We start from the raw sequence: 13327 nt of genomic DNA, 5'->3' as shown, positions 1-13327 counted from the left end.
AAGGAGGAGACGGCTGCGTCGATGGCGACAACGTCGACGACGGCGATGGCGATGGCGATGGCGACGACGACGATGGCGATGGCGATGGCGATGGCGATGGCGATGGCGACGACGACGAGGTGGATGCCGATGCCGATGCAGACGGTGACGGCGCCGGTGAAGGAGGCGGCGACGGCGACAGCAGGCCCATCAGCACGCCGGGCGCGAAGTGGCGGTCGATGTAGTCGGCCAACTCGTCGAAGACCTGATCGAGCGGACGTGCCGGCCGCTCGAACAGCGCGGCCAGCACGCGGTCGTCCTCGAACAGGCCGTGCAGGTAGTGGCCGAGCACCGGCCCGTGCTGCCAGCCGACCGGCTCGCCCAGGCCGTCGAACAGCACCGGCCGCGCCGCGGGCAGTCCGGGGTGCTGCGCCGTGCGGCCATGGTGGATCTCGTAGCCGCGCGCCGCTTCGCCATTGAGCGACGACCACGGCGCATCCAGCGACGGCGCGAAGCGGCATTCGGCCTCGCGCAGCAGCTTCTCGCGCTCGAACAGCGTCACCAGCGGCAGCAGGCCCAGGCCCGGCGCGTTGCCGTCGAGCCCGTGCGGATCGACCAGCGCCTCGCCCAGCATCTGCAGGCCGCCGCAGATGCCCAGCACCCGCCCGCCGGCGGCCGCGTGCGCCGCGACCGCGACGTCGAGCCGCTGCGCGCGCAGCCAGGCGAGGTCGGACGCCACCGCCTTCGACCCCGGCAGGATGATCCAGTCCACGCCGTCGAGCTCGGCCGGCGTGCGGACCCAGCTCAGGCGCACGTCGGGTAGGTTGCGCAGCGGCTGGAACTCGTCGAGGTTGGACAACCGCGGATAGGCGATCACGGCGACGCGGATCACGCCGTGTCCGCCGCCATGGACGCCACCCGTGCCCAGACCGCCGGTCGTGCGGTCGTCGAAGACGCCGTCCTCCTCGGGCAGCCCGTGGCCGCGCCACATCGGCAGCGTCGCGAGCGTGGGCACGCCGGTCATCTGCTGCAGCATCTCCGGACCGGGCGACAGCAGCGCGGCGTCGCCGCGGAAGCGGTTCAGCACGAAGCCGCGGATCAGCGCGCGCTCGTCCGCCGGCAGCAGCGCGTGCGTGCCGTACAGATGGGCGAAGGCGCCGCCGCGGTCGATGTCGGTGACCAGCAGGCAGGCGGCGCCGGCCTCGCGCGCGGTGCGCATGTTCACGTAGTCGCTGCTGTGCAGGTTGATCTCGGCGGGCGAGCCGGCGCCCTCGATGACGACGACGTCGTTCTCGTCGAGCAGCTCGTGCAGCGCGCCGCGTGCGCGTGTCCACAGCGCCTCGCTGCGTTCGCGCCACGGCGCGCGGCTGAGCGCCTCGTCGACCTCGCCCATCACGACGACCTGCGAGGCGGTGTCCTTCTCCGGCTTCAACAGCACCGGGTTCATGCGCACGTCGGGCCGTGCGCGGGCGGCCAGCGCCTGGAAGTACTGGGCCGAGCCGATCTCGCCCTGCCGACCATCAAGACCTGGCACCACGCGCGCGTTGTTGCTCATGTTCTGCGCCTTGTACGGCGCGACGCGCAGGCCCTGCCGCGCATACCAGCGGCACAGCGCCGTGGTGAGGAAGCTCTTGCCTGCGCCGCTCGTGGTGCCCAGCACCATGACGGCCCGCCCCCGACGCCCCCCGGACGCTCCATCCGCGGTCAGCGAGTCACCCTGGGGCCGGAATGGGGCTTGGGGGTCCTGGAGGGATCCCCCATGCCCCGTGGAGAGCCCGCGCTTGGCGGCCCGGGTGACGTCATCCGACGCAGGACTGCTCACAGCGTTTCTCCAAACGGATGGGTCGTGTCGAACGCCCCATGGCGCGACGGCGGCGCCGGCAGCGGCGTGTGGCCGCCGAAGGTGAGCATCGCGGCGGCCAGCGCGTCGACGGCCTCCGGCGCCTGCACCGACACGCGCACGAGCCCCGGCAGGCCGAAGGACGTCGCATCGCGCAGCTTGATGCCCATCGCGCGCAGCCCTTCGAGCAGCGGCTCCGGCATGCCGTGCCACGGCGACGGCAGGGCGGCCAGCCAGAAGTTGGCGGTGCCGCCGTCGATCTGGTCGAAGCCCATCGCTGCCATGCGCGCCCACTGCGCTTCGCGCCACTCGCGCAGCAGCGGCAGCGAGGCTTCGAGTTCGTTGCGGATGGACGGCGTGGTCCAGGCTTCGAGCAAGGCCTGACCCTCGGACGACAGCACCCAGCTCGGTGCGAGCTCCTCGACGCGATCGATCCAGAGGCCGTCGCGCGGACCGATCAGGTAGGCGCCGCGGACGCCGGTCAGTCCGAAGGCCTTGTTGGGACAGACCAGCCGCCAGGCCCCGTCGGCGATGGGCTGCGGGAGCGCGCAGCTGCCGGCCAGGCGCAGCGCGTCGTAGGCCTGGTCGACGACGAGCTGCGAGCCGCTCTGTCCGAGCGCCAGCGCCACGGCCGTCCATTCGGAGGGGCCGAAGCTCGCGCCGGTGGGATTGTTGGGATCGCAGACCCACACCAGCGAGGGCAGGGTCAGCGCGTCGGCGAGCTCGAACGCGTCGTCGTAGCCGGTCACCTGCAGGCCGAGCGCGTGGGCGGCCGCCGCGTAGTCGCCGAAGCCGGGCTGCGGCACGCAGACACGCGTGACGCCCGACAGCATTGCGGCGAGCGTCAGGCGGCGGATGGCTTCCGAGCCGCCGGAGGCGGGCAGCACGCGTTCGGGCTCCACGCCGTGCCAGTCGCCCAGGCGGGCGCGCAGCGCGGCGTAGGCCGGGTCGGGGTAACGCAGCCGATCGGCGCGCAGCACCGCGTCGAGCGCCGCCGGCGGCGGGCCGAGCGGGTGGGCGTTGGTCGAGAAGTCGTGACGCACCGGCGGACCTGCGTCGGTGCCGCCGTGCGTGAAGGTGGGAAGGCGGTTCATCGCGCGCTCCCGACGCTCGAAGCCACGTCGATGCCGGTACCGATGCCGAGCAGGAAGACGAAGGTGAGCCCGCCGCGCAGGGCGGCGGCACCGAGCGCGAGCAGCGCGGCGAGGCCCAGCATCGCGCGGGCGGCGAGCCGTTGGGCGGTGACCATGTCCTCGGCGGCGACGGCGCCACCGGACGGATTGAGCCGGTAGTGCCCGGGCTTGCTCAGCGCGCGGCCGAGCCGCAGTGCCATCGCGCCCATCGGCCAGCCGCCGTTGGGCGAGGGTGTGCGCGTGGCCTCGCGCAACAGCGGCGCGAGCAGCGCGGGACGCAGCGCGACGATCGCCAGTCCGGTCAGGCGCGCCGGGATCCATGACAACACGTCGTCGGCGCGCGCGGCCCACTTGCCGGCCCATTCCCAACGGCCGCGATAGCCCCACATCGCGTCGGCCGTGTTGGCGAAGCGGTAGACCGCCGCACCCGGCAGGCCGGCGACCATGAACCAGAACAGCGGCGCGATGACGGAGTCGTTGAGGTTCTCGGCGAGCGTCTCGATCGCGGTCTCGCGGACCTCCAGCGCGGAGAGCTGCGTCGTATCGCGGCTGACCAGACGCGACAGCTGCGCGCGGCCCTCGTCGAGCGAGCGCGCCAGCGCGGTCTCCACGGCGGCGACCTCGTCGCGCAGCATGCGCCACGCGAGCATCGGCTTCAGCGCGAGTCCCATCAGCAGCGCGGCGACGGCGAGTCGCCAGCCGCCGAACCACGGTTCAAGGCCCGCGATGACGGCGCGTTCGATCGCCCACGCGGTGACGGCGGACAGCGTGATGCCCGCGGTCCAGACGAGCGCGCCGCCGATGAACGCGGCCTTCGGCGACATCCCGCACAGCCGGTCCCCGAAGAGCCCGAGGAAACGACCCATGCCGACGACCGGATGCACGGCGGCGGGCGGCTCGCCGAAGCAGCGGTCGAGCAGCAGTGCGATGGGGATCGCGAGGGCGAGCAGCCAGGACATGGAGTTCACAAGAAGGATGTCAGCAAGCGCGCTGACGAGGGCGAGCAGGGCGGCGGAATCCGTCCAATCTAGGCGCAAAGCGGAGCAGTAGCGGCGCTACTGCGAGCATTTGCAACGACGAGTGGGCGGATTCTGCCGTCATGAGCGTCCTCGTCAGTCTTCGATTCCTCGCTGGGCCGGCACTCCTGCCTTGAAGTGATGTTTCACCATTGTCATTTCCGTCACCGTGTCTGCCAGATCCATCAATTCCTGAGGCGCATTGCGCCCGGTGAGGCAGACGTGCACCTGCGACGGCCGCTCGCGCAGCGTCTCCAGCACCGGCTCCAGCGGCAGCCACCCGTAGCGCAGCGGATACATGATCTCGTCCAGCACGACGAGGAAGTGATCGCCGGCCAGGATGGTGGCCTTCGCCCGCTCCCAGCCGTCGCGCGCGAGCTGCGCCGAATGGTCCAGGTCCTTGCTCTTCCACGAGAACCCGTCGCCCAGACCCTCGATGGGCACGCCGATCTGCTCGAACAGCCGGTGCTCGCCGAAGCGCGCGCTCGGCACCTTCATGAACTGGTAGATGTGGACCGGCTTGCCGCGCCCATGCGCGCGCAGCGCCAGCCCGAAGGCCGCCGTGCTCTTGCCCTTGCCGTTGCCGGTGTGGACGATCACCAGCCCGCGGCGTTCGCCGTCGGGAATGATGCGCACCCGGTCGACGGGCGGTTTTTCGATTTCCATGTCAGTGCTCTTCTTTCTCTCTCTCCCGCTTGCGGGAGAGGGCAGGGGTGAGGGCCAGCGGCCGTGGAAGTGCAGAAGCCTCTTCAGATCCGCGCGCGCAGGCTGAGGCGGAAGGTGCGCGGCTCCATTGGATGCACGAGGCGTCCGTTGATGCCTTCGCCGTTGTTGCAGCCCGCGCCCTCGGCCCGGGTGCAGGCGGCGCCCCAGTACTCGATGTCGTTGGCCTTGGTGTCGAAGAGGTTCAGCACGTCCAGGCCGAGCTGCCAGCGATCGCTGAGCTGGTAGCCCAGACGCCAGTTGGCGGTGAACACGGCCTTGGACTTCTGCGTGCCGGTCTCCTCGAGCGCGTAGGCGCCCAGGTACCGCAGCTTGAAGCCGCTGGACCACGGGCCCGCCGGCGCCCAGTTGGCCGACATCGACGCGGACCACGGCACCGCGTTGGGCACGCGCTTGCCGCAGCCGAACTCGGTCTCGGTCGCCTCGACGAAACGGGCACGGGACCAGGCCACGTCCGCGTCGATCAGCCAGTCGCGGCCGACCTGCACGTCGTTGGACCATTCCAGCCCCACGCGCTTGGACGCGCCGCGCGCTTCGGTCACCCCCTCGTCGCCGACGAAGACCAGCTCCGAGGCGAGGTTGGCCTGCCACAGCGCCAGACTGGTGGTCCAACCCGTGACGGGCTTGGTGCGCAGACCCAGTTCCGTGCTCTTGGTGCGCGCCAGCAGCGGCAGGCGATCGACCTCGCTGCCGTCGGCGGGATTCGTCGTCGAGGTCGCGCCGCGCGCATCGTTCGAGCGGAAGGCCCGTGCCCAATGCAGGTAGACCTCGGTGTCCGCCGCGACGCGCGCGATCAGGCCGAGCTTCGGGCTGAACTGCGACTGGCTCGCCTTGCCGCCGTTGTCCATGTTGAACTCGCCCGCGGTCGGCGAGACCGTCGCGCGCATCGTGTCCCAGCGCGCGCCCACGGTGCTGCGCAGCCAGTCGGTCCAGCGGCTGCCGAGCTCGACGAAGACGCCCGCGTTGTCCTGGCTGACGCGGTCCTCGCGCACGGTGTGCGTGCGCACGCGGTCGACGGTGTCGTACAGGCCGAGCGTGCCGATCTTGTCGTGGCGCCATTGCAGGCCCCAGGTCAGTTGCTGATCGGCGGGCAGCCACGCGGCGGGCAGCTGGTGCTTCAGCGAGCCGCCCCAGAGCTTGCGGTGATCGGCCTGCTCGTGCTGGTCGCCGTCGGGGCCGTTGATGAAGCCGGACGGCGCGGAGAACAGGTTCAGCGCGTAGTCCACCACCCAGGCGTCGGCGGTCCACTGGCCGCTGCCCTGGTTGTAGGCGAATCCGCCGCTCAGACTGTGGCGGTGCGTGCGGCCGCCGTCGTTGGCCAGCAGCGTGCCGTAGCGGCCGATCTCGCCGCTGTCGATGGCGCGCTCGGGCACGTGCTCGCTGGCGCGCCAGGCGGCGCTGTAGCTCAGCAGGTCGACGTGTGCGCCGTTGCGCTCGTCGCCGCGTGTCAGACGCAGCACGGCGTTGCGGCGATGCAGGTCCTCGGCCTGGTCCCACGGGCCGTCGTAGACGCTGCCCTCGACCGCACCCAGCAACGACCAGCCGCCGCCGACCTTCGCGCTGCCGGCGCTCAGCGCGCGCCGGTAGCCGTAGGGGCCGGCCGTCACTTGCGCGAAGGGGCGCTCGATCTCGCTCAGGTAGCCGATGCGCGCGGCGCCGGTCGTCGCGAAGTCGCCGTCCTCCGCGTTGAACGCGCCCTTGCGGTAGCGCAGGCTGTCGACCAGTTCCGGGATCAGGAAGTTCAGGTCCATGTAGCCCTGGCCGTGCGCGTGGCTCGCCATGTTCACCGGCATGCCGAGCACGAAGGTCGCGAAGTCGCTGCCGTGGTCGAGGTTGTAGCCGCGCAGGAAATACTGGTTGGCCTTGCCGTCGCCGCTGTGCTGCGTGACGGTCATGCCGGGCATCGCCTCCAGCAGCTCGGCCGGGCGCAGCAGCGGACGCAGCGCCAGACGCTCGATGCCGACTTCGCCCTCGGAGGCGCTTTCGGCCTCGCCGAGCTGCGCGCGGCTGCTGATGCGGACGGTGTCGAGCGTGCGCGAGGTCGTGGTCTCGGCCGCTGCCGCTGCCGTCGACGCGGCGGCCGGCGGCACGCCCTGTGCCTGCGCGGCGGCCGCGAGCACCGCCATCGCGCCCGCGACGGCGGCGGTGGTCGCTGTGGCCGTCAATGCCCCGGTGGACTTGTTGTTCGAGTTCATGCGGCTCCCTGTGGGATCACGTTGTTGTTGTTATGGAAGGGCGACGGGCCGCCGTGCAGATGGTTGAACGAGCGCGAGGCGGCCGATCGACGCGATTGCCACATCGCGCCGCCGCACATCAGCAGCGCCATGGCGACCCAGGCGAGTGCCTGTTCGAGGCGCTGTGCCGTCGGCGCGGCCGGTGTCGGCTTCGGAGGCTCGGGCACGCGCTGCAGCGCGAGACCACGCACGGTCGGAACCGGCGGCGCGGCGGGAGTCGCACGCTGTTCCGGGGGCTTCTGCGCCTTGTTGGCGGGCTGCGGCGCGGCGGGTGACGCCGGCTGGAGGGCCGGCACGTCCTGCGGCAATTGATCCGCCGTCCAGCGGCGCACGGCAGCCAGCTCGTTGTTCAACGGCGCCGCCTTCGTCAGGTCGCGGTACAGCGAGGCGATCTCCTGCTTCGTCCGCGCATCCGGCTTCCAGTAGCCCATGCGGTCGGCCTGCACCAGGCGCTCCAGCGCCTGCGCATAGGCCTGCGGGTTCTGCTTCAGCCACTCCGGCACGCCGAGCTGGTGCTTGTCCTTGACCAGCACGTCGTAGAAGCTCTGCCAGTGGTCCGCCCGCACGGTGCCCGGCGCGATGCTCTGCCAGCCAAAGCTGTACTGCACCGCCTTGAGCACCTGCAGCGCGCCGGACCAGCCCTCGGCCTGCTGCGCCTTCAGCCAGCCGGGGTGCAGGTAGCGGCTCTGCATCTCCAGCGCGATCGCCTGCGCGGCGGTCTCGGTGTGCTGCTCGGCGGCGTCCTGCAACTGGCTCACGTGGAGGGCGACGCCCGTCGTGTTGCCCGCGACTTTCGCCGCCGCGGCCAGGCCGCCGAGGTACTGGAACGGATCGTCGCTGCTGACCATCGCGTACAGGTGGCTGCTGCGCGACATCAGCGCCGCGTCGGTGTGGCGCAGGTGCGCGCCGAGCGCCTGCCGCGCCTGCGCCGGTGGCACGCTGAGCGGCTCGCCGTCGACGTAGGGCTGGCTCATGGTCGACAGGAAGAGCTGGCCCAGGCGTGGATCGGTCTGGCCGTCCTGGCCCTTCAGTCCGTTGTCCTGCACCGCGTCCGCGATGCCGGTGCCGTAGTCGCCGGCCGGGTTGCCGAACACGCGCGCCTGCGCCAGCGCTTGCGCCTGCGCGGGCTTCAAACCCGCCTTGCGCAGCTCACCGGCGATCGCGCGGTTGTTGCTGGCGATGGCGTTGTCGAACTCCGCCTCGCCGGCCGCGGCCACGGCCTGGTCGATCAGCTTCATCAACGCCGGGAACTGGTCACGGTAGGAGCCGGTGATCGACAGCAGCACGTCCACGCGCGGGCGGCCAAGTTCCTTCGGGCTCATCAGCTTGATCGAGGTCGGCCGGCCGGTCGCGTCCCACACCGGCGTGGCGCCGAGCGCCACCAGCGCCTGCGCTTCCATGATCCCTTGATGGCGGAGCGTCTCGCCCGCCCACAGCGACAGCGCGAGCCGCCGAGGCGCGGTGCCGGCCTTGGCCTGCTCTTCGTACCAGCGCTTGAACAGCGCCTGCGCGGCCTCGAAGGCCTGGCGCGTGGGCAGCCGGTTGGGATCGAGGCCGGTGAGGTTCCGGCCGGTCGGCAGGCTCTCCGGATTGCGCAGCAGATCGCCTCCGTAGGCCGCGGGAATGAAGCGCCCATCGAGCGCACGCAGCAGCCCCGGCATCTCGCCTTCGGTCGAGAGCCGCGTCGACATCTCCTGCGCGCGCAGCGCGAGCTGGTACAGCGCGGCCTGGTCGATCGGCTTGCGCGCGGCGCGATTGGGGACGAAGCCGTCGCCGCAGGTGACAAGGGGAGCGCTCGCGGCGGTGCCGGGTGCGGACGCTGCGTGCTTGAGCTCCGCCGCGACTGCGGATGCAGCCGATGCCGCCGCTGCCGTGCCGGCCGCGATGCAGGCGGAAGGACGCAGATCCAGATGGCTCGCCGCGTCCGCGTCCTTCAGCGCGAGGTCCAGCCAGCGCGCCGGCCGCGCCTTCGCCACGCCCTCGTGGTTGATGAGGAAAGCCTCGTCGATGTCCTCGCCGAGTGCCTCGATCAGCGGCACGCGCAGCAGCTGCAGGATGGAGCCGCGGCGCTGGTCCTCGTCGGGCACGACGCCGAACACCGCCAGCCCCTGGGGTTGCGAGCTCTGCGCGAGCCGATCCAGATACGGATGCAGCAGCTCCAGATAGCCGCTGAAGTTGGCGGCGATCTGCTCGGCGCTCCAGCCCAGGTCGCGATGCAGGTTGTGCTCGACGAACTGCTGGATCATCTGCCGCTCCAACCCTTGCCGCGTCGGACCCGGATCGACGGTCTCCCACTCGTGCATCAGCTCATGCATGTGGGCCATCTGCGCGTTGAAACCGGCCGGGGCGAAGCTCGGCGTGCGGTGACTCACCATCAGCGCGCGGCCGCGGCGCTTGGCGGTGAGCGCCTCGCCGAGGTTGTCGACGATGTAGGGATAGACCACCGGCGTGTCGCCGAGCGGCAGCCACACCGGATCCATCACGTCGGGGCCGCGGATCTTGCCCGGCGCCCACTCCTGCGTGCCGTGCGTGCCGAAGTGGATGATGGCGTCGGCCTGCCGCGCCCACAGGTAGGTGGCGAGGTAGTGGTGCGACAGCGGCGTCTTGCTGCGATGCATGAACGGGTCCTGCCCGTTGCGCAGCGTCTCCTCGCGGGGCGGCTGCGGCAGCACGGTGAGCGCGCCGAGCTTCAGGCGCGGGATCGCGAAGACCGGCTCGCCGCGCACGCGCAGGACGTAGCGGCTGCTGGCCGGCGTGCCCCAGCGCGCGACGATGGGATCGCGCACGGCCTTGGGCAGCGCGTCGAACCACGCGGTGTAGCGCGCGAGCGGCAGCGCCTCGGCCTGGTCCGCGTCGAGCAGCGCCTGCAGATCGGTGCCCGGGTAGTACGCGGACAGCATCGGCTTGAGGCCCGAGATCCAGTCGGCCTCCGCCATCGGCGTGACGCCGTAGCCCGCGTCCTTGAGTCCGGTGCTGACGCGCGCCAGGCTGCGCGGCACGTTGAGGAACGAGGCGCCGAAGTTGCTGCCGCCGGGCGGGTAGTTGTAGACGAAGGCGACCAGGCGCTTGTCGGCGTTCGCCTTGGTCTGCAGCGCGACCCAGCGCGCGGCCTTGCCGGCGACGCTGGCGGCCTGACGCTCGATGAGCTCGGGCTCGCCGCGCTTCGGATGCGCGACGACGACGACCGGATCGATGAGCCCGGCCGCCTCCGGCTGCGCGAAGTAGAACGGGATGTCGGCCTGCGCGAGGCCGGTCTCACTGCCTTCCCACACCGATGCGCCATCCTGGCGATACGGCTGCGTCTGCAGCACCGGCACGCCCCAGCGCTCGAAGGTCGGTTGCAGCGTCGCGCCTTGCGGCAGCAGGCTGTGGTTGACGATCACGCGCGCCTGCACCTGGCCGTCGCGCTCGAGCAGCTCCGACAAGGGCTTGTCGCTGAGCTGACCGCTGAAGGCGGCGTAGGCGAGCAGGCCCTGCTTGCGGAACATCGCGAGCCAGCGGTCCAGCCACTCGGTGTTGCCCTGCACGAAGTGATAGCGATGCAGCAGGACCGCGACGGGCTCGCCGCGCAGTCCCTGCTGCGCAGCCCAGGCGCGGAACTCCGCCGCGTCGGCGAAGAGCTTCGGGGCGCCGGGATAGTGGATGCCGCGCTGCGGGATCAACTGCGGCGGGCCGAGGTCGGGGGCGTGCTTGCCATCGAGCTGCGCTCGCGCGATCGCGAAGGCCGCGCGCGTGTTGGCCGGACCACCGGCCTGGAGATAAGCGCGCAGGCTGCGATCGCTCGCGGCGGGCTCGCCCGCGGGAATCCACAGCACGCGCTGGGCGGGCAGGGCGGCGCGCTGCAGTGCGGCGTCGAGGATCTGATGCAGCCGCGCTTCCGCGGTGGCATGCGGGATGTCGATCCAGACGAGATCCGCTTCGCGCAACGCGCGATCCAGCGCCGCATCCTTGTCGACCGGCGCGCCGCGCAGCGGGTACTCGATCTGGCGCACCTCGAAGCCGAGGGCCTTGCCCTCGCGCTCCAGCAGCGCATGCTTGGCGGCGGGCGTGATGTCGACGCTGAGGAACAGCACGCGGGACGACGCGTTCGCGGCGCTCGCGACGAGCGGCACGCACAGCGACAGGACCGCGACCGCAAGGCCGCGCGCCAGCAGGGACGCGATCCTCATGGCTTGGGCGCTTCCCCGGCCTCGGGCACGTAGATGATCGAGCCGTCCTTCAACTTGTACGCGACGCCGGCGCGCTCGCCCTGGCCTTCGGCGCTGCCGCCGTTGCCGCGGTACTTGATCTCCTGGCCGTCCTTGCGCACGACGATCTCCATGCCCGGCTGGCCGGGGTTGCGGATCACCGTCTCGTCCGCGTGCGACTGCTGCTGCAGCGCGACGGCGGTCAGCAGCGCGACGACCAGCACCAGGAACACGTCCACCAGGTTCACCGCGGACAGCATCGGGTCGTCATCCTCTTCGGCGAGGATGGAGAGGCGGCGGCCGGCGCTCATGCCCAGCCCTGCTCGGTCTTGATGGCGAGCAGTTCGGCCAGCAGCCAGCGGCGACGGATCGAGTACACGACCAGCGCGATGGCGGCCGCCGCCAGCGCGAGCACGACGCCCGAGAACGCCGAGCTGAACACCGCCAGCGCCGCCTGACCCTGGCCGGCGGCGACGCTCTGCAGCGCCGGGCCGAGCGGGACCATCGTCGCGATCAGGCCCAGCAGCGGGGCGACACGGCCCAGCAGGCGCGGCGCCTCGAGGCTGCGGACGATCTGGAGCTCCAGCGTCTCCAGGTTGCTGGTCGCATGCACCTTCAACTGACGGTAGCCGGGGTGGCGGCGCTGCACGGCCTCCATCACCGTGGCGCCCGCCGTCCACAACGCGTAGACAAAGCCGAGGGCAACAAGGATCAGCACCGGCCACAACAGGGCCTGCGCGATGTGGGCGAATCCGGATTCGAGGAACATGGTCGGTGGGCTCAGCGCTTGGAGAATGAATCGGTGCCGCCGAAGAACGCCGCGATGGCGCCCGGGTTCGACGGGAAGTAGTGGTGGACGTAGCTCGCGCGCAGCGAGCCGACGGCATACAGGCGCTCGGTGGCGCGGCCGGCGTTGGGGTTGGTCGCCGTGGCGATGGGGGAGAGCGGCGTCTCCATCGCGGAGTAGTGGAAGGTGTGGCCCCGCAGCTCGCCCTCAGGCCAGGCGATCGTCTGCAGCCCCAGCGCGGCCAGCCGCTTCTGCATCGCCGCGCGGCCCGGCATCAGCGCCGCCATCGCCTGCGCACCGCCGTCGGCATCGCTCAACTCGTCAAGCAGCACCAGCATCCCGCCGCATTCGGCAAGCAGCGGCTTCTCAGCTGCCAGGTGCGACGCAAGATCGCCGAAGAAGCGCGGATGCTCGCGGAGCGTCCGCGCATGCAGTTCGGGGTAACCACCGGGCAGCCACAAGGCGTCGCATTCGGGAAGGTCTTCGCCCGTGATCGGACTGAACTCCCGGACATCCGCGCCCAACTCGCGCAGCACATCAAGATTCGCCGGGTAGATGAAGGAGAAACACGCGTCGTTCGCTACGGCAATGCGCCGCCCCTCCAACGGACGATCGAGCGCAAGACCGACGGGCGGTAGCCCCTTTTCTCCGTGTCCCTCCTTCAGTTGCCTGCCGGCAACTGAATTCCCTCCTTGACCTCCGAAAAGGGGCCACCGCCCGTCGGTCTTCGATCCGCTCTGGAAAATGTCCCGCAGCGCGCCAACCTCCCACGCGTCCGCCCACGCCTCCAACTGCCTGTCGATGTCCGGAAGCTCCAAGGCCTGCACCAGACCCAGATGCCGCTCAGGCAGGGACAGCGTTGCATCGCGCTTCAACGCTGCGATCAGCGGCAGGTCGTCAGGAAGACCTTCACCCACCATGCGCGCGTGCGCATCACTGCCGACACGGTTGGCGATCACGCCGGCAACATGGATGTCATCGCGGAAGCGCGCCAGTCCCGTCGCCAAGGCCGCAAAGGTCTGCGCCATCGCCGATGCATCCAGCACCACGAGCACCGGCAACCCGAACGTCGCCGCCAGATCCGCGCTGCTCGGCTTGCCGTCGAAAAGACCCATCACACCCTCGACGAGGATCAGGTCGGCGCTCTCCGCCGCGCGAGCAAGCAGCTGCCTGCAATGCGCCTCGCCCCCCATGAACAGGTCGAGCTGGTAGACCGTGTGACCGCTCGCACGCTCCAGCACCATCGGATCCAGGTAGTCCGGACCCGTCTTGAAGACACGCACACGCAGTCCGCGCCGATGCGCCGCACGCGCCATCGCCGCAGTCACGCTCGTCTTGCCCTGGCCGGAAGCCGGAGCACTGATCAGGAAGGCAGGGCAGGCAGTCATCGTGAAAGGAACGGGATCAGGTGGACGTTGGTGGTGCTTG

At 70.9% G+C, this 13327-nt stretch carries 8 protein-coding genes and 1 pseudogene; all 9 read right to left on the bottom strand.

What is annotated here, in order from left to right; all coding sequences use genetic code 11:
- Positions 1–175: 175 nt before the first annotated feature.
- A pseudogene (locus tag ACQ4L4_RS16290) lies at positions 176–1642 on the bottom strand (cobyric acid synthase); the annotation flags it as partial.
- 155 nt (positions 1643–1797) lie between these two features.
- On the bottom strand, positions 1798–2913 hold the full coding sequence (locus tag ACQ4L4_RS16285) for a pyridoxal phosphate-dependent aminotransferase (protein ID WP_431099976.1): 1116 nt from the start codon (positions 2911–2913) through the stop codon (positions 1798–1800).
- Positions 2910–3911 (bottom strand): adenosylcobinamide-phosphate synthase CbiB, encoded by a 1002-nt coding sequence (gene cbiB / locus ACQ4L4_RS16280; protein WP_431099975.1) that lies wholly within the window; start codon positions 3909–3911, stop codon positions 2910–2912. Before cbiB ends, ACQ4L4_RS16285 begins: the two co-directional genes overlap by 4 nt.
- Positions 3912–4064: 153 nt before the next feature.
- Positions 4065–4634 (bottom strand): cob(I)yrinic acid a,c-diamide adenosyltransferase, encoded by a 570-nt coding sequence (cobO, locus tag ACQ4L4_RS16275; protein WP_431099974.1) that lies wholly within the window; start codon positions 4632–4634, stop codon positions 4065–4067.
- A gap of 83 nt (positions 4635–4717) precedes the next feature.
- On the bottom strand, positions 4718–6886 hold the full coding sequence (locus ACQ4L4_RS16270) for a TonB-dependent receptor (protein WP_431099973.1): 2169 nt from the start codon (positions 6884–6886) through the stop codon (positions 4718–4720).
- A complete protein-coding gene (gene cobN / locus ACQ4L4_RS16265; protein ID WP_431099972.1) occupies positions 6883–11094 on the bottom strand; it encodes a cobaltochelatase subunit CobN in 4212 nt (1403 codons plus the stop codon). The genes ACQ4L4_RS16270 and cobN overlap by 4 nt, the downstream gene beginning before the upstream one ends.
- Positions 11091–11423, bottom strand: coding sequence for a DUF2149 domain-containing protein (locus ACQ4L4_RS16260; RefSeq protein WP_377160685.1), 333 nt, complete (start codon positions 11421–11423; stop codon positions 11091–11093). Before ACQ4L4_RS16260 ends, cobN begins: the two co-directional genes overlap by 4 nt.
- Positions 11420–11881 (bottom strand): hypothetical protein, encoded by a 462-nt coding sequence (locus tag ACQ4L4_RS16255; RefSeq protein ID WP_431099971.1) that lies wholly within the window; start codon positions 11879–11881, stop codon positions 11420–11422. The genes ACQ4L4_RS16260 and ACQ4L4_RS16255 overlap by 4 nt, the downstream gene beginning before the upstream one ends.
- Positions 11882–11892: 11 nt before the next feature.
- A complete protein-coding gene (locus ACQ4L4_RS16250) occupies positions 11893–13287 on the bottom strand; it encodes a cobyrinate a,c-diamide synthase (protein WP_431099970.1) in 1395 nt (464 codons plus the stop codon).
- Between the last annotated feature and the right edge of the window lie 40 nt (positions 13288–13327).

This window comes from Roseateles noduli (genome assembly GCF_050626985.1).
Taxonomy (GTDB): Bacteria; Pseudomonadota; Gammaproteobacteria; order Burkholderiales; family Burkholderiaceae_C; genus Roseateles; species Roseateles noduli_A.
The sequence above is the reverse complement of the archived record's forward strand: the minus strand, read 5'-3'. Positions and strand labels throughout refer to the sequence as shown.